The organism is Nocardiopsis flavescens (assembly GCF_900141985.1).
Lineage (GTDB): Bacteria > Actinomycetota > Actinomycetes > Streptosporangiales > Streptosporangiaceae > Nocardiopsis > Nocardiopsis flavescens.
On sequence record NZ_FQZK01000008.1, the window covers coordinates 138,706 to 158,215 of the forward strand.

The window sequence follows — 19,510 nt, forward strand, 5'->3', positions numbered from 1 at the left end:
CCCCGCTCACGAGTCGAAGTCCACGGTCACGGCGTCGGTCTGGGGCAGCGCCTGGCAGGACAGGGCGTACCCGGCCGCCACCTCGGCCTCGTCCAGGGCGTAGTTGCGCAGCATGCGCACCTCGCCCTCGCACACCCTGACCCGGCAGGTGCCGCACACCCCGCCCTTGCAGGCGAAGGGCAGGTCGGGCCGGTAGCGCTGGGCGGCGTCCAGCACGGGCACCCCGCGCGGCAGGGTGAGCGTGGTGGTGCGCCCGTCCAGGACGACGGTGACCTCGCTGGACGGTCCGTCCACCCCCGGGTCCTCGTGGCGGGCCGTGGGCGGCGGCTCGGCCCCCTCGACGAAGAACAGCTCCTGGTGGACCCGCTCGGCGGACACCCCGCGCTCGGCGAGCACCCGGCGGGCGTCGGTGACCATCTCGAAGGGCCCGCACAGCCACCAGTGGTCGGCGGCGTCGGCCGCCACGACGGTGTCCAGCAGCGCCCCCAGCTTGGCGCCGTCCAGGCGGCCGGTGAACAGCTCCGCCTCGCGCGGCTCGCGGGACAGCACGTGCACCAGCTCCAAGCGCGGGCCGTACGCGTCCTTGAGGTCGGCCAGCTCGTCGGCGAACATCACCGTGTCGCTGCGCCGGTTGCCGTACAGCAGCGTGACGTGGGAGCCGGTGCCGCGCAGCAGCGACGCCGCCATGGACAGCACCGGGGTGATCCCCGACCCCGCCGCGACCATCACGTGGCGGGCGGAGGCGGACAGGTCCGGGCAGAACCGGCCGGTGGGCGCGCCCACCTCGATCTCGTCGCCGGGGCGCACCTCCTCCACCAGCCAGGTGGAGAACAGCCCGCCCGCGACCAGGCGCACGCCCACCCGGGGCGCGTCGCCCGCGGGTGCGCAGATGGAGTAGCTGCGCCGCTCCTCGGCCCCGTCGACCTCCCGGCGCAGGGTCAGCGACTGGCCGGGGGCGAACGCGAACTCCGCGGCCAGGTGGTCGGGCACGTCGAAGCTCACGGCGACGGCGTCGTCGCACAGCCTCTCGACGGCGGCCACGCGCAGCCGGTGGAACACCGACCCGCGGCGCGGGGCCGCGGGGGCGTCGGTGACGGGTGTGGTCACGGTCAGATCTCCTTGACGTGCTCGAACGGTTCGAGGCAGGACCTGCAGCGGTGCAGCGACTTGCAGGAGGTCGCCCCGAACCGGGACAGCTCCTCGGTCTCGGACGACCCGCACAGCGGGCAGTGCGGGACGGTCCGGGTGGGCAGCAGGGTCAGCGGGACGGGCCCGGCGTCCCGGCGCGGGGCGGCCCCCGGCGGGGAGATGCCGTGCTCGGCGAGCTTGCGCCGCCCCTCGTCGGTGATCCAGTCGGTGGTCCAGGCCGGGGACAGCTCGGTGCGCACCTCCACGGCGTCGAACCCGGCGGCGCGGACCGCCCGGTCGACGTCCGCCCGCATCTCGGCCAGGGCCGGGCAGCCGGAGTAGGTGGGGGTGATCCACACCTGGACGGCGCCCGCCCCGTCGACCTCCACCCGGCGCAGGATGCCCAGGTCGGCGAGGGTGAGCATGGGAAGCTCGGGGTCGGTGACGGCCTCGGCCGCGGCGCGGGCGCGCGCGGCCCCCCGGGCCGGTGCGGCGGTCACCACGTCGCCTCCGGGTGCTCCCGGGCCACCCGCTGGAGCTCCTCCAGCAGGGGGGCCAGCTCGGCGGTGTGGCGGCCTTCGCGCCCGGCGACCGTGCCCTCGGGGAAGGGGCCGGGGGCCGGCAGGGTGGCCTCGGTGAGGACCCGTGTGAGGACGGTGTGGACCTCCTCGCGGACGTCGGCGGGGTCCACGGCGGCGCCGCGGGCCGCGAGGCGGGACTCGACGGGGTGGGCGGCGAACAGCTCGCCGGTGAGCGGCCACACGTCGGCGACGGCCTCGGCCGCGCGCTCGTGCGAGTACGGGGTGCCGTCGCCCAGGCGCAGCGCCCAGGACACCGCGTACTCGCGGTGGTAGGCCAGCTCGTTGACGCCCTTGGCGGCGATGGCCGCGACCACGGGGTCGGCGCTGTCGGCCAGCCGGGTGAACAGGGCCAGCCGGTGGCTGGAGAGCACCAGCAGGGTGACGACGGCGCGGGCGAAGTCGCCGCGGGGCGCCTCGGCCAGGTGCACGTTGCGGAACTCGCGCGGCGCGCGCCGGTAGGCGAAGGCGTCCTCGTCCCGGCCGGTGCCGTCGGCCTGCCCGGCGCGGGCCAGCAGCAGGCGCGCCTGGCCCAGGAGGTCCAGGGCGATGTTGGCCAGGGCCACCTCCTCCTCCAACTCGGGCGCGTCGGTCACCCAGTCGACGAGCCGCTGGGCCTGGACCAGGGCGTCGTCGCCGAGCATCTGGCAGTACAGGGCCAGGTCGGCGCCGTCGACCCCCTCGGGGAGGGTGGTGTCGACGCCCGCGAGGGCGTCGGTGAAACCGGTGCCGAAGGCCCAGCGGGCGTCGCCGTCGTGCTCTTCGACCAGGCCGGTGAAAATGTTGTCGCCGCTCATGTGCTCTGTTCCTCGTCGCCTCGTCGTCCCGGGTCGCCGCCTAGATGTGCGGGACGTCCTCGGGGATGGGGTAGAAGGTCGGGTGGCGGTAGACCTTGTCTCCGCTGGGCGCGAAGTAGGGGTCCTTCTCGTCGGGGCTGGACGCGGTGATGTCCTCGGCCAGGACCACCCAGATGCTGACGCCCTCGTTGCGGCGGGTGTAGAGGTTGCGGGCGTTGTGCAGCGCCATGGTGTCGTCGGGCGCGTGCAGGGAGCCCACGTGGACGTGGTTGAGCCCGCGCTTGCCGCGGACGAAGACCTCGTACAGCGGCCACTCCGGGCGGGCTGCACTGCCGCCCTCCGGGCGTCCGTCCTGCGCGCCGGAGCCCGCGGTGGTGTCCTTGCTCATGCCGTGGCCTCCTGGGTGTCCGTGGTGTTCTGCGCCCGGGCGGCCCGCTTGGCGGCGTAGGCGGTGGCGGCCTCGCGGACCCAGGCGCCCTTCTCGTGGGCGGCCCGGCGGCGGGCGATGCGCTCGGCGTTCTTGGGGCCGGCGCCGGAGACGACCTGCTTGAACTCGACCCAGTCGGGCTCGCCGAAGTCGTAGTGGCCGCGCTCGGCGTTCCAGGCGAGCTCGGGGTCGGGGAGGGTGACGCCGAGCTTCTCGGCCTGCGGGACGCTCATGTCGACGAACTTCTGGCGCAGGTCGTCGTTGGTGTCGCGCTTGATCCGCCAGGCCATGGACCGGGCGGTGTTCGGGGAGTCGGCGTCGGGCGGGCCGAACATCATCAGGGACGGCCACCACCAGCGGTCGACGGCGTCCTGGACCATGGCCCGCTGGCCCTCGGTGCCCTCCATCATGCGCAGGAGCAGCTCGTAGCCCTGCCGCTGGTGGAAGGACTCCTCCTTGCAGATGCGCACCATGGCGCGGGCGTAGGGGCCGAACGAGCTGCGGCACAGCGGGACCTGGTTGCAGATGGCGGCGCCGTCCACCAGCCAGCCGATGACGCCGACGTCGGCGAAGGTCAGCGAGGGGTAGTTGAAGATCGAGGAGTACTTCTGGCGGCCCTCGATGAGGCGCGCGGTGAGGTCGGCGCGGTCGACGCCCAGGGTCTCGGCGGCGGCGTACAGGTACAGGCCGTGGCCGGCCTCGTCCTGGACCTTGGCCAGGAGGATGGCCTTGCGGCGCAGGCTGGGCGCGGAGGCGATCCAGTCGCCCTCGGGCTGCATGCCGATGATCTCGGAGTGGGCGTGCTGGGAGACCTGGCGCACGAGGCTCCGGCGGTAGGCCTCGGGCATCCAGTCGCGCGGCTCGATGCGCCGGTCCGCGGCGATCTTCGCGTCGAAGTCGGCCTGGAACGCGTCGTCGGCGCCGGGGGGCGCCTCCTGCGTCACGGTCATTGCTCATTCCCCATTCATAACCGAACGTTCGGTCAGTAATTAGTATCCCCACATCCGACCGCGCCGGTCAAGTCCGCACGCGGGGCGCGGGGGCGGGTCGGCCACCGCCGCCGGGCCGTGACCGGTCCGGCGGCGGCGTACCGCCGCGGATCAGCCCCCGGTGAAGGTCGGCTTGCGCTTGTCCAGGAACGCCCGCACCGCACCGGCGTGGTCGGCGGTCACCCCCAGCTGGTTCTGGAGGTCCGCCTCCTCCTCCAGCAGCTCGGCCAGCGGGCGCACGCCCTCGGCCGCCGCGGCCACCTCGCGCTTGGCGGCCACGAGCGCCGCGGTCGGCCCGGCCGCCAGCCCCGCGGCCACCTCGCGGGCGCGCTCCTCCCAGGCGTCGTCGTCGACGACCTCGGTGACCAGGCCCAGCTCCAGGGCCCGGTCCGCGCCGAACACGGTGCCCAGGAGCATCAGCTCCATGGCCCGCGCCCGGCCCAGCGCGGTGACCAGTCTGGAGGCGAGGCCGGAGTCGGAGGCCAGGCCGATGCCGGTGAACGCGGTGCCGAACCTGGCCCTGCGCGCCGCCACCCGCACGTCCCCGGCCAGGGCGAAGCCCAGCCCCGCGCCCACACAGGCGCCGCCGATGCCCACCACGACCGGGACCTGGATCGACTCCAGGGCCAGCACGATCGGGTTGTAGTGCTCGCGCACGGTGGTGAGCGCCTGGTCGGGCGCCTCCTCCAGGACGCGCGCGTGCTCGGCCAGGTCCTGCCCCACGCAGAACGCCCGGTCCGACCCCAGCAGCAGCACCGCGCGCGCGGTGGTGGAGGCGGCGGCCCCGCGCAGCGCGGCCAGCAGCTCCTCCTTCACCTGCCGGGTGAGCGCGGGACGGTGCAGCCGCACCACGGCCAGCCCGTCGGCCTCGGAGAACTCCGCCGCTTTCTGCTCGCTCAACGCCCTATGCTCCCTTGTTCCAGGTGTGGAAGCCCTGTCCGGACTTCTTGCCGAGCTTCCCTTCTGCGACCATACGCCGCAGCAGCTCCGGCGGGGAGAAGCGCTCCCCCAGCTCGGACGCGAGGTACTCGGCGATGGCCAAGCGCACGTCCAGGCCGACCAGGTCGGTGAGCCGGAGCGGCCCCATCGGGTGGCGGTAGCCCAGCTCCATGGCGGTGTCGATGTCGGTCGGGGAGGCGACGCCCTCCTCGACCATGCGGATGGCCTCCAGGCCGAGCACGACGCCCAGGCGGCTGGTGGCGAACCCGGGGGCGTCGCGGACGACGATCTCGGTCTTGCCCAGGGCGGCGACCCAGCCGCGCACCGAGGCGACCACGGCCGGGTCGGTGTCGGGGGCGGTGACGATCTCCACCAGCTTGGACGCGGGGACCGGGTTGAAGAAGTGCGTGCCCAGGAACCGGCGCGGGTGCTTCAGGGCGGCGGCCAGCTCGGCGACCGACAGGGAGCTGGTGTTGGAGGCCAGCACGGCCTCCTCGCCCACGGCGGCCTCGGCGGCGGTGAGGACGGCGATCTTCAGCTCGGGCCGCTCCGGGACGGCCTCGACCACCAGGCCGGTCCCGGCGGGGATGCCGGCGGCGTCGGTGGCGGTGGACAGCCGGGCCAGGTGGGTGTCGGGGTCCCCGTCGAGCCGGCCGCGCGCGGCGGAGGCGGCCAGGCCGGAGGCGACCCGGGCGCGGCCCGCCGCGGCGGCCTCGGCGGTGGCCTCGACCAGCGTCACCGCCGATCCCGCTGCGAGGAACTGCTGGACGATCCCGGCGCCCATGGTGCCGCCGCCGATGACGGCGACGCGGGCGGGGGCGGCGGCGGACGCCGCGGTGTCGGTGGTGCCCGAGGTCAACGCTTCTTCCTCTCCAGGAACCGGGTCATCCGGTCGTGCTTGTCGGCGGTCTCGAACAGCACCGCCTGGGTCAGGTCGTCGGCCAGCGGGTGGGGCCCGTCCGCGTCCAGCACCATCTTGGTCATGCGCAGGGCGAGGGCGGAGGAGGCGGCCATGCGGTCGATGAGGGCGTGGGCGCGCTCGCCCAGTTCCTCGGCGGGGACGATCTCCGCGACCAGGCCGTGGCGCAGCGCGGCCTCGGCGTCCAGGCGGTAGCCGCCCAGCAGCACCTGCTTGGCCACCGACGCGCCCACCAGCTCCTTGAGCCGCCAGCAGGCGCCCGCGCCGGCGATGATGCCCAGGCCAGGCTCGGGCTGGGCGAACACGGCGGCGGGGGTGGCGATGCGGATGTCGCAGGCGTAGGACAGCTCGGCGCCCCCGCCCAGCGCCCAGCCGTCCACGGCGGCGACGGTGGGGACCCGCAGGCGGTGCAGGCGCTCGAACAGGCGGCTGTTGATGCCGGCCAGCGCCTCCTCCCGTCCGCGCTCGCGCAGCTCGGAGATGTCGGCTCCGCCCGCGAACACGTTCCCGTGCCCGATGAGCAGCAGCGGGAGCGGGTCGGCCTCGATCCGGGCGCACACCTCGTGCAGCTCGGCGATCATCGTGCCGTTGATGGCGTTGCGGGCCCGGGGGCGGTGCAGTTCCACCACCACCCGGTCCTCGCGCCGCTCGACCCGCAGGGTCTCGAAGGCGTTCTCGCCGGCCCCGGTCACGCCGCGCCTCCGCCGACCCGCTCGACCAGCAGGGCCGCGCCCTGGCCCACGCCCACGCACAGGGTGGCCAGGCCGCGGTCGGTGCCCTCGCGCTCCATGCGGTTGAGGAGGGTGACCAGGATGCGGGCGCCGGAGCTGCCCAGCGGGTGGCCCAGGGCGATGGCGCCGCCGTCGGCGTTGACGCGCGCGGGGTCCAGCTCCAGCTGCCGGATGACGCCCAGCGACTGGGCGGCGAAGGCCTCGTTGAGCTCGACGGAGCCGACCTCGTCCAGGGTCCAGCCCGCGCGGGCCAGGACCTTGCGCGTGGCGGGCACCGGCCCCAGGCCCATGACCTGCGGCGGCACCCCGGCGGAGGCGGAGGCCACGACGCGGGCGCGCGGGGTGAGTCCGTACCGCTCGACGGCGGCGGCCGAGGCCAGGACCAGGGCGCAGGCGCCGTCGGCGAGGGAGGAGGAGTTGCCCGCGGTGACGATGCCGCCCTTGCGGAACACCGGGCGCAGCCCGGCGAGGGTGGCCTCGTCGGTGTCGGGCCGGGGGCCCTCGTCGGCGGTGACCTCGTGGGTGGCGCCCTTGCGGCCGGTGACCGTGACGGGCACGATCTCGCGGTCGAACCGGCCCGCCGCGGCGGCGGCGAGCGCCCTGCGGTGGCTGGCCAGCGCGAAGGCGTCGGACTCCTCGCGGGTGATGCCCTCCAGAGCGGCGACCTCCTCGGCCGTCTCACCCATGGAGAGGGTGTAGCGCAGGTCGTCGGGGGTCGCCCCGGCGGGGACGCCGGCGTCGTGGGCGGCGAAGCGGGGGTTGGTGAAGCGCCAGCCCAGGGAGGTGTCGGCGACCTCGCCGGGCTTGGCCCAGGGGGTGCCGGGCTTGGCCATCACCCAGGGGGCGCGGGTCATGGACTCCACGCCTCCCGCGACGACAACGTCGGCCTCGCCCGCGCGGATGGCCTGGGCGGCGGAGGAGACCGCGGTCAGCCCGCTGGCGCACAGGCGGTTGACCGTGTAGCCGGGGACGCTCGGGTCCAGCCCGGCCAGCAGCGCGGCCATGCGCGCGACGTTGCGGTTGTCCTCGCCCGCCTGGTTGGCGGCGCCCAGGACGACCTCGTCGACCGCGTCACGCGGGACGCCGGCGCGGCGGACCGCCTCGGCGACGGCCGCGGCGGCCAGGTCGTCGGGGCGGACTGCGGCGAGGGCGCCACCGTACCGGCCCTGGGGGGTGCGTACCCCGTCGACCACGTAAACGTCGCTCACGAACGGCCTCCCATGATGGTTGACGGTGGCCTGTGCCACCGTCGACAGTGAACTGATCGACACGTCTCCTTGACACGGGTCCCGGAGACTGACTTAATGCATTAGTAACCGAACGTTCGGTCAGTAAGCAAGTCGGACCGCCTCTGAGCAGGCGTGAACCCACCTCGAACGCGCGGAACACTCGTCGCACCACCCTCCCGGGCGTCGGCCCGGCGGCCCACCGCGCACTCGCACACGGAGAGTCTCATATGGCGAGCCACGACACCATCCGGCGGTCGACCGGTGTCACCGGTAGCACCCGACGGCTCGGGGAGGCCCCCTCCCCCGAGATCCTGGACCCGGCCGAGCGCATGGGTGTCGACGAGCTGCGCGCCCTCCAGCTGGACCGCCTGAAGTGGACGCTGGAGCACGCGTACACCAACGTGCCGCTGTACCGGAAGAAGTTCGATGACGCCGGCGTCCACCCGCGGGACCTGCGGGAGCTGGCCGACCTGCGGCACTTCCCGCACACCACCAAGGCCGACCTGCGGGACAACTACCCGTTCGGCATGTTCGCCGTCCCGCAGGAGCGGGTGGCCCGCGTCCACGCCTCCAGCGGCACCACCGGCAAGCCGACCGTGGTGGGCTACACCCGCGAGGACATCGACACCTGGGCGACCGTGGTGGCCCGCTCCATCCGCGCCTCGGGCGGGCGCCCGGGGCACAAGGTGCACGTGTCCTACGGGTACGGGCTGTTCACCGGCGGCCTGGGGGCGCACTACGGCGCCGAGAAGCTGGGGTGCACCGTCATCCCGGCCTCGGGCGGGCAGACGGCCAAGCAGGTGCAGCTGATCCAGGACTTCCGGCCCGAGATCATCATGGTGACGCCCAGCTACATGCTGACGCTCATGGACGAGTTCGAGCGCCAGGGCATCGACCCGCGGAGCACCTCCCTGACGACCGGCATCTTCGGCGCCGAGCCGTGGACCGAAAAGATGCGCGCGGAGATCGAGGAGCGGTTCGACATCCACGCCGTGGACATCTACGGGCTGTCGGAGGTCATGGGGCCGGGTGTGGCCAACGAGTGCGTGGAGACCAAGGACGGGCTGCACGTCTGGGAGGACCACTTCTACCCCGAGGTACTGGACCCGGTCACGCAGGACGTGCTGGCCGACGGCGAGGAGGGCGAGCTGGTCTTCACCTCGCTCACCAAGCAGGCGATGCCGGTCATCCGCTACCGCACCCGCGACCTGACCACGCTGCGCCCGGGCACCGCCCGGCCGATGCGGCGGATGGACAAGGTGACCGGCCGCAGCGACGACATGATCATCCTGCGCGGGGTGAACGTGTTCCCGACCCAGATCGAGGAGATCGTGCTGGGCCTGGACGGACTGGCCCCGCACTTCCAGCTGGTGCTCACCAGGGACGGCCGGCTGGACCGCATGGCGGTGCGCATCGAGGCCGCGCCCGACTGCACGTCCGACCGGCGCGCGGCGCTGGTCCGGGAGATCACCGCGACCGTGAAGGACCGGGTCGGGGTGAGCGTGACGGTGGACGTCGTGGACCCCGAGCAGATCGAGCGGTCGGTGGGCAAGTTCCGCCGCATCATCGACAACCGCCCCAAGGAGTAGCCCCTCCGCGGGCGCGTCACGGCCCCGTTCCCACCCGCACGGCGGTTCCGCCGCGGCGGGCGGGGGCGGGGCCGTCGCCCTGCGGGGCGCGACCGTGCGCCGGACGGGTGTCGTTGGCCCCGCGGGGCTGCGCTTCCCACCCGGTCGCACCGTGGGGGAAGCCTGTCAGGCCCCGGCCGATAATGCACATCCGGGGTGCCCGTACGGGTCCCGCCCCGGGTCAGGGGCGCGGGCGGCGACGGGCGCGAGCGCCGTCGGGGGTGGGGCACGGACTAGGATTCGCCGGATCGGTGAGCACAGGCGAAGGCGGGGCACGGGTGGACATGACGGCGATGAGCGACCGCGAGTTCCTGGCACTGGTGGGAAGGCGTCCGGGCATGTACACGCTCAGCGCGACCTACGGGAGGGTGGTCGCGTTCCTGCACGGCTACGAGATGCAGGCGCGGCGGCGCGGGGAATCCGTGCTGGACGGCTTCGACCGGTGGATCGAGGAGCGGGGGACTCCGCGCGGGGCCACGGGCTGGTGGGGGCAGGCGCACCGGGTGGCCTTCCCGGACCGGGACCGCGTCACGGACCTCGCGCCGGAGGAGGACGCGCACGCCGTCGCCGTCCTGTTCCGGCTGCTGGACGGGTTCCTCGCCGACCGGGAGCGGGGATGGGGGGCGTGAGCGGCGGCGTCCCGTCGGCCGGACCGCGCCGGCGCCCCTCGAAGGGGGCGGCGGACCGGGCCGTCCCGGGGGCGGGCGGGCCGTGTCCGACCGGTGACGCGGGGGCCGACGCGCGATGGCCGGGCTCCCCGTGTCCGTCGACCGGGGGTGGAGCCCGGTGCGGATCGGCCGCCCGGCCCGCAGGGCGGCGGTCGGCACCGCGTGGCGGCGCGCCCTGGGGACGGGTGCTCCGGGGAGGAGTCCGCGGCTCCGGGGGCGGTCAGCCGTCGATCACCGCGGGCAGGCCCGCGGCGGCCAGGAGCGCGGCGAGGAGGCGGACCTCGGGGTGGGTGCCCTCGTAGCCGTCGCCGCGCAGCGCCGCCGCCGCCCGCGCCGTCCCGGCCAGGGACAGGTCGAACACGTCGCGGAACACCTTGGGGACCGTCCCGCCCCGGGCGCCGGGATCCTCCAGGCGCAGGAGGTGCGTCCCGTGCCGCGCGACCACCGCGGCGCGCACCGCCTCCGGCGCCGGGCCGCGGCCCCGGTCGCAGCTCTGCACCCCGCAGGCGGCGCAGTGCCGGTCCAGGGTCCAGCACAGCCGGCGGCCCTCCACCGACTGGGCCGCCTCCCAGGTGCGGGTGCCGCCGCATCCGGGACAGCGGTCGGTCGAGCGGGCCGCCCGCACGTGTTCGTCGCTCACACCAGGAAACCGTACAGCGCGCTGTCCGGACGTACCCGCTCGATGCGGTGCGGTGCGGCCTCCATGCGCTTGAGCATGGGATCCAGGTCCTGCGCCGCGCCCAGCTCCACCCCCACCAGGGCGGGCCCGGTCTCGCGGTTGTTGCGCTTGACGTACTCGAACCGGGTGATGTCGTCGTCCGGCCCCAGGACGTCGTCGAGGAACCGGCGCAGCGCCCCCGGCTCCTGGGGGAAGTCCACCAGGAAGTAGTGCTTGCGCCCCTCGTGGACCAGCGCCCGCTCCACGATCTCCGCGTACCGGCTGACGTCGTTGTTGCCGCCGGAGAGCACGCACACGACCGTCGCGCCCTCGGGGAGGTCGACGCCCGCGTCGAGCGCGGCCGGGGCGAGCGCGCCCGCGGGCTCGCTGATGATCCCGTCCACCTGGTACAGGTCCAGCATCTCGCGGCAGAGGCGCCCCTCCGGCACGGCGACCAGCCGCGGCGGCCGCTCGGCCGCCACCGCGAAAGTGATGCGGCCGACCCGGCGGACGGCGGCACCGTCCACGAACGGGTCGAGGCCGTCGACGTCCACGGGGCGGCCCGCCCGCAGGGCGGCGGCCATGCTCGCGGCCCCGGCGGGTTCGGCGCCGATCACCCTGACCCGCGGGTGGCGCGCGCGGAGCCAGGTGAGGGTCCCGGCCAGCAGCCCGCCGCCGCCCACCGGCACCACCACGGCGTCGGGGGCGCGGCCGAGCTGCTCGACGGCCTCCTTGACGACGGTGCCCTGACCCGCGATGGTGCGCGGGTCGTCGAACGCGGGCAGCAGGGTCGCCCCCTGCTCGTGGGCGTCGCGCAGGGCGGCCGCGGCGGCGTCGTCGTAGGTGTCGCCGGTGACGATGACGCGCACGCTCTCCCCGCCCAGCGCCGTGACCCGCTCGCGCTTCTGGCGCGGCGTGGTCCGGGGCAGGTACACGCGGGCCGCGATCCCCAGGGAGGCGCAGGCGAAGGCCACCCCCTGGGCGTGATTGCCGGCGCTCGCGCAGACCACCCCGCGCCCGCGCTCGCCCGGGGAGAGGGAGCGCACGAAGTTGAGGGCGCCGCGCCCCTTGTAGGAGCGGACGGCGTTGAGGTCCTCGCGCTTGAGCCGCACGTCCAGGCCGTAGCGGGCGGAGAGGCGCTCGCTGCGCTGGAGCGGGGTGGGCCCGATGACGTCGGCGAGGCGGGCGGCGGCCTCCTCGACCTGCGCCGCGTCCACCCGCGCGGACGCCGCGTGCCCGTACCGGTCGTTGTCGTTCACGGTGGTCCTTGTCGTTCGGGGCGCGCGGTCCCGTCCGCCGTCCCCGCGGCGCGTCCCCGTGCGCGGGGGCGGAGGTAGCGCCCGCCTCGACCGTACAGCGCCCCGTGACCGTTCCGGTGCCACTCGCGCCACTGGGACCTCGGGGAACACCCGGCGACGGACCGTCCGGGTGGCGGCGGGGACCCGGCGGCGGTCCGCTGTGAGCCCCTCCACACCGGTTCCGGTTCCGGCACGGTCGGGCAACGATCATGTGACATAGAGTGCCTTTTCGGTCGCACCGTGTTTGCTCCGGGTGAATCAGGCGAGAAAGGACCTTCGTACCGATCTCCTCTGCGGAAACGGCGGACCGCCCTCTCATGCAAGCGTTGACCGACGCCATCGGCGTCTTCAACAACGACCTCTTCTGGCCCCTGGTCATCGTGGTGCTGGTCGCCGCGAGCCTGTACTTCACCGTCCGCCTGGGGCTGGTCCAGCTCCGGCTCCTGCCCGAGATGTTCCGCTCGTTCGGCGGCTCGGGCCGCGCGGACGACGGCGACGGGCGCTCCATCTCCTCCTTCCAGGCGTTCGCGGTGTCCGCGGCGGCACGCGTCGGCACCGGCAACGTGGCGGGGGTGGCGACCGCCATCTCGCTGGGCGGTCCCGGCGCCGTGGTGTGGATGTGGCTGATGGCGCTGCTGGTCGGCGCGGCGAGCTTCGTGGAGTCGACGCTGGCCCAGCTGTGGAAGGTGCCCTACAAGGACGGCTTCCGGGGAGGCCCGGCCTACTACATGCAGTACGGGCTCGGGAGGCGCTGGCTGGGCGTGGTCTTCGCGATCACCATCACGGTGACCTTCGGGTTCGTGTTCAACGCGGTGCAGTCCAACACCATCTCCACGACCCTCGTCGGCTCCGCCGCGCAGGCGGGCGCCGACACCGGCGCCATGCCGTGGCTGCCCGCCGCCATCGGCCTGGGGCTGGTGGCGCTGACCGCCGCGGTCATCTTCGGCGGCATCCGGCGCATCGCCAACGTCGCTCAGCTGCTGGTGCCGTTCATGGCGCTCGCCTACCTGCTGCTCGGCATCGCCGTGGTCCTGATGAACCTGGAGAAGATCCCCGGCGTCGTCTCCCTCATGTTCGCGCACGCCTTCGGCCTGCGCGAGGTCGCCGCGGCCGGCCTGGGCACGGCGATCATCCAGGGCGTGCGGCGCGGGATGTTCTCCAACGAGGCCGGGCTGGGCTCGGCCCCCAACGCGGGCGCGACGGCGAGCGTCAGCCACCCGGTCAAGCAGGGCCTGGTGCAGACCCTGGGCGTCTACTTCGACACCCTCGTCGTCTGCTCCATCACCGCCTTCATCATCCTGGTCTCCAACCCCGTCTACGGCGAGGACCTGGGCGCCACCATGACGCAGGACGCGCTGGGCGCGAACCTGGGCGGCTGGGCGGTGCACGCGCTCGCGGTGATCATCTTCCTGCTGGCGTTCACCTCCGTGCTGGGCAACTACTACTACGGCGAGTCCAACGTGGGCTTCCTCAACCCGAGCGAGCGGCTGCTGACGGCCTACAAGTGGGTCTTCCTGGTGGCGACCTTCCTCGGCTCCGTCGGTTCGATCCAGCTGGTGTGGACGCTGGCCGACACCACCATGGGGTTCATGGCGCTGGTCAACCTGGCCGCGATCGTGCCGCTGGCGGGCGTCGCGCTCAAGCTCCTCAAGGACTACACGGCCCAGCGCAGGCAGGGCCTGGACCCGGTGTTCACCGCGGACCGGATGCCTGAGCTGCCCCACGTGCGGTGCTGGGACCCCGAGCCGGAGGGCGCGGAGAGCACCCGGGCCTGAACCCGCCCCGCCCCTGCGGCCGCCCCCGACGCGTCCGCAGGGGCGGGTGCCGGGCGTCCCCCGCCGGCGGACCCCCGGCCGGGCCGACGCGGGACCGGGGTCCGCGCGCAAGGCCGCACGACCGCATACGACCGCCCGCATCCGGCGGCATCGGAAAGCGTGCAATTCACAAAGAAAACACCTTTTCCGCAGAAAAATTAGAAATACGGAGAATGCCAACGGCGCGGGCGGTCGGCCGCGCACGCGCACTCCTTCCGGCGCGCGGACGACCCCGAGCACGGACGCCCCGGGCAGCGGGGGTTGCGGTCGTCCGCCCGCGGCCGTGCGACCTGGCACGAACTCCGGCCGGAGACGCCGGAACCGCGACGGTTCCGGCCCGGGAGCACCGTCCCGGAAAGAATGTCGCGGATCTTTTCCCACTCCCTGTCTGATTCTTATCACCCTTGTCCGCTTCTCCCGAAAAGGCGGCGCGCTCCTCTCCCCCGGAAAAACGCACGGAATCACACCGGCGCATTGACAAATGAGTTCATGGCCCCAGATGATCCTCGAAAAAGGATCCACGGCGCACCCGCGAAATACCCGGGCCCCCTCTCCGGAGCCGTGGTCCCTGTCGTACGGGACGCGAACGGGAGAACACTGTGGCGCACACCGAGGACGGTGCCGAGGGCGGGCGCGTGGGCGATCCGGTGCTGATCGCGGCCGGGGCCGCCGACCTGGTCATCGAGGGCATCGGAACGGCCCTGCGCAGGACCGGGGCGCTGCTGGGCCGGTCGGACCTGGCCGAACTCGCCCGGGACGGCCGGGAGGAGCTGCGGCAGCGGGGGATCCTGGCGCTGCGGCGGTACTCCCCCACGCCCGAGTCCCACATGGAGCTGCTCGCCCGCCGCGCCGCCTCCCGGGAACCCGGCCGGGGCGATGCCTGAGCCGCCGGGGCAGGCCCTGTTCCGGGCGCGGGTGGACGCCGAGCTGGAGGCCTTCGCACGGCAGGAGACCGAGCAGCTCCTCGCCGTCGACGCCGACCTGCTGCCGGTCGCCGAGCAGCTGACCGCGGCGGTGTCCGGCGGCAAGCGCCTGCGCGCCGCGTTCTGCTACTGGGGGTGGCGCGCGGCCGGCCAGCCGGACAGCGACGCCCTGGTCAGGGCCGCCGCGGCCATGGAGCTGGTGCACGCGGCGGCGGTCGTCCACGACGACCTCATCGACGAGAGCCCGACGCGCCACGGCGCCCCGAGCGCCCACGCCGCCCTGCGAGCGGCGCTGGCCGGCGGGACCCGGCCCCAGGCCCGGAGCCGTGCGCTGGCCCTCCTCACCGGGGACCTGCTGATGGCGTGGGCCGGGCAGATGTTCCTCCTGTGCGGCCTGCCCGCGGCCTACCTGTCCCGTGCCCGCGGACCGTGGTCGACCATGGCCCGCGAGCTGGTCGCCGGGGAGTGCCTGGAAGTCCTGCGCACCGGCTCCCGACCCGACACGGACCGGTCGCTCCAGGTCATCCGCTACAAGACGGCCAAGTACACGGTCGAGCACCCCCTGCACATCGGCGGCGCGCTGGCCGGCGCCCCGCGGGCCCTGATGGAGGCCTTCACCTCCTACGGGATCCCCCTGGGCGAGGCCTTCCAGCTCCGGGACGACCTGCTGGGGCTCTTCGGCGACCCGGCGCACACCGGCAAGTCGAACCTGGACGACGCCCGGGGCGACCGGCCGACGGTCCTGTTCGCCCAGACCTGGTCGGCCGCCACCGCGGCCGAGCGGCGGGAGCTGCGCGGCCTGCTCGGCCGGCGCGACCTGGACGAGGCGGGCCTGTCCAGGGTCCGGGCGATCGCGCGGCGCACCGGGGCGCCCGAACGGGTCGAGGAGATGATCACCCTGCGCACCGGGGAGGCGACCGCCGCCCTGGCCCGCGCGGGCCTGCCCGGCGAGGCGGCCACCGCCCTGACCCACATGGCGGCCCTGGCCGCGGACCGGCAGAACTGAGCCGCAGAGGGGCTCGGCCGCAGAGAGGATGGCATGCAGCACACACCGGAGTCCATGAGCGCGCTACGGCTCGTGGGGGACGAACTCGCCGACGGCACGGTGGCGACCCTGTTCGAGCGCGGCGAGGTCGGCAGGTTCAACACCCTCATGCGCTACTTCTCCACGGCCGGACAGGAGCTGCCCGAGGGGCTGCCGGACGTGGCCCACGAGTACCTGCGGGCGACCGCGGCCCCGCCCGACTGGGTCGACTGGGGCGAGATGGAGCGGGCCCGGCTCTTCTTCATCGACAACAACGTGCACATCTCCACCGCCCTGGCCTTCTCCGCCATGCCCGCCTGCTACGCCGTCCCGCACGTGGCCAGGCTGCTCAGCGCCACCCACGGCCTGGAGTACCCCTCGCGGCGCATGGCCGAGACGGGGCAGTTCACCGTCTGGCTGATGCAGCCCGACGCCTTCGAGGCGGGGAGCCGGTTCGTCCCCGCGGTCCAGAAGGTGCGCCTGTTGCACGCCTCCATCCGCCACCACATGCGCCGCGAGGGGCTCTGGGACGAGGAGGCGCTGGGCACCCCGATCTGCCAGGAGGACATGATCGGCGGCCTGATGATCTTCTCGATCCAGGTCCTGGACGCCCTGCACCGCCTGGGCGTCCACATGTCGGCCGAGGGCGCGGCGTCCTACTTCTACGCCTGGCGCGTCGTCGGCGAGATGCTCGGGATCGCCCCGGGGCGGGCCCCGGCCGACCTGGAGGAGGCCCGCCTGTTCTCCGACCTGTACATGACGCGGTACATGGGCCCCTCCGAGGAGGGCGCGCGGCTGACCCGCCAGCTCATCGACCTCTACGAGGAGGTCGTCCCCGGGACGCTCCTGGACCCCGTGGTCGCCGCCCTGATCCGCTACCTCATCGGCGACACCTGCGCCGACTGGCTCCAGGTGCCGCGCAGCGCCTGGGACACGGGCGTCAAGGCCTCCCCCGCGCTGCTCGGCGTCCTGGAGGGCATCGAGGACCGCTCCCCGCTGGGGGCCTGGGCGCTGGACCGGCTCGGCCACCTCACCACCCACCTGGAGCTCAGCTCCCTGACCCGGGGCAGGGTCATGCAGTACGCCGTCCCCGAACGGCTCAGGGACGAGTACGGCGTCGCCTCCGCCGCCTCCCGCACCGCCCGGTGGGTCCCGCCTCCGCCCGCCTTCTCCTCCTGAGCCCGCTCCGGTGCGGCCCGGGGAGGCGTCCGCGGGTCCCGGGGCGTGTGCGGCGGATGCCCTCGTGCGGTGCGGCGCCTTCGCCCGGGGACGGGAGCGGTTCACCGGTGCTCCCCCACCTTGCGGTGCGGCGTTCCCGCTCAGGGGCGGGAGCGTGTCACCGGCGGTCCCCGCCGGGGCGGCGCGGGAGGGCGCCCCGGGCCGTGGTGGGGGTGGCTGCGCCGGTCGCGCCCGTCGGTCCCGCCGTGTTCGCGCCGGCGGCCCGTCCGGCGCCCTGTGGTGGTGGGCCGACGTGAGGCGGTCGGCGGGTGCGGCGGGCTCCAGGGCCGGTGCGCCTACCGGCGGGGCGCCACGGCGTAGCCGTAGGGAACCGGCCAGCGGGGCTCGGCGCCGAGTTCGGCGGCGGCGCGGTGCGCCCAGTAGGGCTCGCGGAGCAGCTGGCGGCCCAGCATGACGGCGTCGGCGCGGCCGGAGGCCACGATCTCCTCCGCCTGCGCGGGCTCGGTGACCAGTCCGACGGCGGCGGTGGGCATCCCCGTCTCGGCGCGCACCCGCTCGGCGAAGGGCACCTGGTACCCGGGGGCGACGGGGATGCGCGCCCCGGCCGCCACGCCCCCGGTGGAGACGTCGAGCAGGTCCACCCCGCGGGCCCGGAGCTCCTCGGCCAGGCGCACGGTGTCCTCCCCGGTCCAGCCCCGGCGGGGGTCCCCGGGGTCCTCGGCCAGCCAGTCGGTGGCCGAGGTCCGGAAGAGCACCGGCAGGTCCTCGGGCCAGACCGCGCGCACGGCCTCGACCACGGCCAGGGGGAAGCGCAGGCGGTTCTCGAAGCTTCCGCCGTAGGAGTCGGTGCGCCGGTTGCCCGCCGGGGACAGGAAGGTGTTGAGGAGGTAGCCGTGGGCGCCGTGCACCTCCGCGACCTGGAACCCGGCGGCCAGGGCGCGCTCGGCCGCCGCGGCGAAGTCCCCGACCAGGCGCTCGATCTCCGCGACGGTGAGGGCGTGGGGCGCGGCCAGGCCGGGGAAGGGCGCGTCGTCGGAGGAGACGCCCTCCCAGCCGCCCTCCTCCGGCGGGACGGTGCCCGGCCCGTCCCAGGGCCGCCGGCTGGAGCCCTTGCGCCCGGCGTGGGCGAGCTGGACGGCGGGGACCGCGCCGTGCGAGGCGACGGCGGCGGTGATCCGGGAGAAGGCGGCCTGCTGGGCCGAGTTCCACAGCCCCAGGTCGGCGGGGCTGATCCGGCCGTCGGGGCGCACGGCGGTGGCCTCGGCCATGACCAGGCCGGCCCCGCCCGCGGCGCGGGAGGCCAGGTGGGTCAGGTGGAAGTCGGTGGGGACGCCGGCCTCTGGGCCCCGGCCGACCGCCGAATACGTGCACATCGGGGCCATCCACACCCGGTTGGGGACGGTCAGCGATCGCAGTTCCAGCGGGGTGAACAGGGCGCTCACGGCGGGTCCTCACTACTCCTGGGCGCGGGGTGTCGGGGTGTCGGGGGGCTGGGTCGCAGACCTGGGATGTCCGGACGTCGGGACGTTGGTACGACGACAACCGTACTACGACCGCTGTCGAACGACCGGTGCCTTCCCCGCCAGCCGCCCCGCGAAGCCCTCCAGCGCCGCGCGCACCCCCTCCGGCTCCTGCACCGTGACCTCGGCGTCCAGGAACGCCAGGGGCGTCAGCAGCCACTGCCACGTGTCGACCATGACCGCCACCCGGCTCCGCTCCCCCGTCAACGCCCCGACCTCGGCGTCGTGCTCGGCGAAGGCGTCGGCGACGGCCGCCGCGGGCGCGGCCACGGTGAGGACAACCCGGGTGCGCTCCTTGTCCAGGCCGCGCCGCAGGTACTCCGCGGCGGTGTCGGCGGGCAGCGGTCGGGGCGCGTACACGTCGTGCGTGGTCCGCAGCCCGTCGACGCGGTCGGTGCGGAACACCCGCCAGTCCCCGCGCCCGGTGTCCCAGGCCAGCAGGTACCAGCGGCTCCGGTGGTGGACCTGCCGGTGGGGCTCGACCCGCCGCGAGGACGCCCGCCCGGTGCGCCCCCGGTAGTCGAACGCGACGATCCGCCGGTCCCGGACCGCGTCGGCGAGCACCGCCAGGTTCCCGGCCGCGGTGCCCGGCCCGGGCGGGGTGGTGCTCTCCAGGCTCTCCCGGAGCCGGGCGGCGCGGTGGCGCAGCCGGGCGGGCAGGTACTGGTCGACCTTGCCGTAGGCGCGGGTGGCGGCCTCCTCCACGGTGCCGCCCTCGGCGGAGCCGCCCGTGGCCATGGCGGCCAGGGCCAGCAGGGTCGCGGTCGCCTCGTCGTCGTCGAACACCAGCGGCGGCACGGCACTGCCCGCGACCAGCCGGTAGTGTCCGCCGGGCCCCGGGCGGGTGCTGACGGGGTAGCCGTAGCCGCGCAGGCGCTCCACGTCGCGGCGCAGCGTCCGGGGGCTGACGTCCAGCCGCGCGGCCAGTTCCTCCCCGGTGAACGACCGCCCGGACTGCAACGTGGTGAGCAGGGCGAGGATGCGCCCGGTGACGTCGGCCATGGTTCCAGTCTCGCCGAAATCACGGCCGGATTCCGGCCACATCTGCTTTTAGCGTCGCC

Annotated in this window: 19 protein-coding genes; 6 read left to right on the forward strand and 13 right to left on the reverse strand. The window is 74.6% G+C overall.

Going from position 1 to position 19,510, the window contains the following annotated elements:
• Window positions 1–6: 6 nt before the first annotated feature.
• The 9 genes from paaE to BUE45_RS15235 form a co-directional block, all read right to left on the reverse strand.
• Window positions 7–1,107, reverse strand: coding sequence for a 1,2-phenylacetyl-CoA epoxidase subunit PaaE (gene paaE, locus BUE45_RS15195; protein WP_073379973.1), 1,101 nt, complete (start codon window positions 1,105–1,107; stop codon window positions 7–9).
• 2 nt (window positions 1,108–1,109) lie between these two features.
• Complete coding sequence (gene paaD / locus BUE45_RS15200) at window positions 1,110–1,628, reverse strand: 1,2-phenylacetyl-CoA epoxidase subunit PaaD (protein ID WP_245833229.1); 519 nt, start codon at window positions 1,626–1,628, stop codon at window positions 1,110–1,112.
• Window positions 1,625–2,503 carry a 1,2-phenylacetyl-CoA epoxidase subunit PaaC gene (gene paaC / locus BUE45_RS15205; RefSeq protein ID WP_073379975.1) on the reverse strand — a complete coding sequence of 293 codons (879 nt, stop codon included), beginning with the start codon at window positions 2,501–2,503 and terminating at the stop codon, window positions 1,625–1,627. The genes paaD and paaC overlap by 4 nt, the downstream gene beginning before the upstream one ends.
• A 40-nt stretch (window positions 2,504–2,543) precedes the next feature.
• Window positions 2,544–2,891 (reverse strand): 1,2-phenylacetyl-CoA epoxidase subunit PaaB, encoded by a 348-nt coding sequence (gene paaB / locus BUE45_RS15210; protein WP_073379976.1) that lies wholly within the window; start codon window positions 2,889–2,891, stop codon window positions 2,544–2,546.
• Complete coding sequence (paaA, locus tag BUE45_RS15215; RefSeq protein WP_073379977.1) at window positions 2,888–3,880, reverse strand: 1,2-phenylacetyl-CoA epoxidase subunit PaaA; 993 nt, start codon at window positions 3,878–3,880, stop codon at window positions 2,888–2,890. Before paaA ends, paaB begins: the two co-directional genes overlap by 4 nt.
• A 150-nt stretch (window positions 3,881–4,030) precedes the next feature.
• Window positions 4,031–4,819 (reverse strand): enoyl-CoA hydratase/isomerase family protein, encoded by a 789-nt coding sequence (locus BUE45_RS15220; RefSeq protein WP_073379978.1) that lies wholly within the window; start codon window positions 4,817–4,819, stop codon window positions 4,031–4,033.
• A gap of 4 nt (window positions 4,820–4,823) precedes the next feature.
• Window positions 4,824–5,717, reverse strand: coding sequence for a 3-hydroxyacyl-CoA dehydrogenase family protein (locus BUE45_RS15225; RefSeq protein WP_073379979.1), 894 nt, complete (start codon window positions 5,715–5,717; stop codon window positions 4,824–4,826).
• Window positions 5,714–6,469, reverse strand: a complete 756-nt coding sequence (locus tag BUE45_RS15230; protein ID WP_073379980.1) for an enoyl-CoA hydratase/isomerase family protein — start codon at window positions 6,467–6,469, stop codon at window positions 5,714–5,716. The genes BUE45_RS15225 and BUE45_RS15230 overlap by 4 nt, the downstream gene beginning before the upstream one ends.
• On the reverse strand, window positions 6,466–7,716 hold the full coding sequence (locus tag BUE45_RS15235; protein ID WP_073379981.1) for a thiolase family protein: 1,251 nt from the start codon (window positions 7,714–7,716) through the stop codon (window positions 6,466–6,468). Before BUE45_RS15235 ends, BUE45_RS15230 begins: the two co-directional genes overlap by 4 nt.
• A gap of 248 nt (window positions 7,717–7,964) precedes the next feature.
• On the opposite strand from BUE45_RS15235, the gene paaK reads away from it, so the two are divergent.
• Both paaK and BUE45_RS15245 read left to right on the forward strand, forming a co-directional pair.
• The gene (gene paaK / locus BUE45_RS15240; RefSeq protein WP_073379982.1) at window positions 7,965–9,326 is read left to right on the forward strand and encodes a phenylacetate--CoA ligase PaaK; all 1,362 of its coding nucleotides are present in this window, start codon (window positions 7,965–7,967) and stop codon (window positions 9,324–9,326) included.
• A 290-nt stretch (window positions 9,327–9,616) separates the two neighbouring features.
• Window positions 9,617–9,994 carry a hypothetical protein gene (locus BUE45_RS15245; protein ID WP_143173367.1) on the forward strand — a complete coding sequence of 126 codons (378 nt, stop codon included), beginning with the start codon at window positions 9,617–9,619 and terminating at the stop codon, window positions 9,992–9,994.
• Between the two features lie 259 nt (window positions 9,995–10,253).
• Here the strand turns inward: BUE45_RS15245 and BUE45_RS15250 are convergent, their stop codons facing one another.
• Together BUE45_RS15250 and ilvA are read right to left on the reverse strand one after the other, a co-directional pair.
• Window positions 10,254–10,673 (reverse strand): hypothetical protein, encoded by a 420-nt coding sequence (locus BUE45_RS15250; protein ID WP_073379984.1) that lies wholly within the window; start codon window positions 10,671–10,673, stop codon window positions 10,254–10,256.
• On the reverse strand, window positions 10,670–11,950 hold the full coding sequence (gene ilvA / locus BUE45_RS15255) for a threonine ammonia-lyase IlvA (RefSeq protein WP_218619550.1): 1,281 nt from the start codon (window positions 11,948–11,950) through the stop codon (window positions 10,670–10,672). The genes BUE45_RS15250 and ilvA overlap by 4 nt, the downstream gene beginning before the upstream one ends.
• Window positions 11,951–12,306: 356 nt before the next feature.
• Between ilvA and BUE45_RS15260 the strand changes: the two genes are divergently transcribed.
• From BUE45_RS15260 to BUE45_RS15275, 4 genes are all read left to right on the forward strand, one after another.
• Complete coding sequence (locus BUE45_RS15260; RefSeq protein ID WP_073379985.1) at window positions 12,307–13,764, forward strand: alanine/glycine:cation symporter family protein; 1,458 nt, start codon at window positions 12,307–12,309, stop codon at window positions 13,762–13,764.
• 638 nt (window positions 13,765–14,402) lie between these two features.
• Entirely contained in the window at window positions 14,403–14,687 is a 285-nt protein-coding gene (locus BUE45_RS15265) for a hypothetical protein (RefSeq protein WP_073379986.1), read from the forward strand.
• Window positions 14,680–15,732: a polyprenyl synthetase family protein gene (locus tag BUE45_RS15270; protein WP_073379987.1), complete on the forward strand. Its 1,053-nt coding sequence runs from the start codon at window positions 14,680–14,682 to the stop codon at window positions 15,730–15,732. The genes BUE45_RS15265 and BUE45_RS15270 overlap by 8 nt, the downstream gene beginning before the upstream one ends.
• A gap of 33 nt (window positions 15,733–15,765) precedes the next feature.
• The gene (locus BUE45_RS15275; RefSeq protein ID WP_073379988.1) at window positions 15,766–16,929 is read left to right on the forward strand and encodes an oxygenase MpaB family protein; all 1,164 of its coding nucleotides are present in this window, start codon (window positions 15,766–15,768) and stop codon (window positions 16,927–16,929) included.
• 335 nt (window positions 16,930–17,264) lie between these two features.
• On the opposite strand, the gene BUE45_RS15280 is transcribed toward BUE45_RS15275, so the two are convergent.
• Together BUE45_RS15280 and BUE45_RS15285 are read right to left on the reverse strand one after the other, a co-directional pair.
• Window positions 17,265–18,371, reverse strand: a complete 1,107-nt coding sequence (locus BUE45_RS15280) for an NADH:flavin oxidoreductase/NADH oxidase (RefSeq protein ID WP_073379989.1) — start codon at window positions 18,369–18,371, stop codon at window positions 17,265–17,267.
• A gap of 105 nt (window positions 18,372–18,476) precedes the next feature.
• Window positions 18,477–19,451, reverse strand: a complete 975-nt coding sequence (locus BUE45_RS15285) for a helix-turn-helix transcriptional regulator (protein ID WP_073379990.1) — start codon at window positions 19,449–19,451, stop codon at window positions 18,477–18,479.
• Between the last annotated feature and the right edge of the window lie 59 nt (window positions 19,452–19,510).

Excerpts from the sequence above, each read along its gene's own strand:
- paaK (WP_073379982.1), top strand. The coding sequence starts at position 7,965 with ATGGCGAGCCACGACACCATCCGGCGGTCGACCGGTGTCACCGGTAGC.
- BUE45_RS15270 (WP_073379987.1), top strand. The coding sequence starts at position 14,680 with ATGCCTGAGCCGCCGGGGCAGGCCCTGTTCCGGGCGCGGGTGGACGCC.
- BUE45_RS15285 (WP_073379990.1), bottom strand. The coding sequence starts at position 19,451 with ATGGCCGACGTCACCGGGCGCATCCTCGCCCTGCTCACCACGTTGCAG.
- paaC (WP_073379975.1), bottom strand. The coding sequence starts at position 2,503 with ATGAGCGGCGACAACATTTTCACCGGCCTGGTCGAAGAGCACGACGGC.
- paaB (WP_073379976.1), bottom strand. The coding sequence starts at position 2,891 with ATGAGCAAGGACACCACCGCGGGCTCCGGCGCGCAGGACGGACGCCCG.
- paaA (WP_073379977.1), bottom strand. The coding sequence starts at position 3,880 with ATGACCGTGACGCAGGAGGCGCCCCCCGGCGCCGACGACGCGTTCCAG.
- BUE45_RS15260 (WP_073379985.1), top strand. The coding sequence starts at position 12,307 with ATGCAAGCGTTGACCGACGCCATCGGCGTCTTCAACAACGACCTCTTC.
- BUE45_RS15275 (WP_073379988.1), top strand. The coding sequence starts at position 15,766 with ATGCAGCACACACCGGAGTCCATGAGCGCGCTACGGCTCGTGGGGGAC.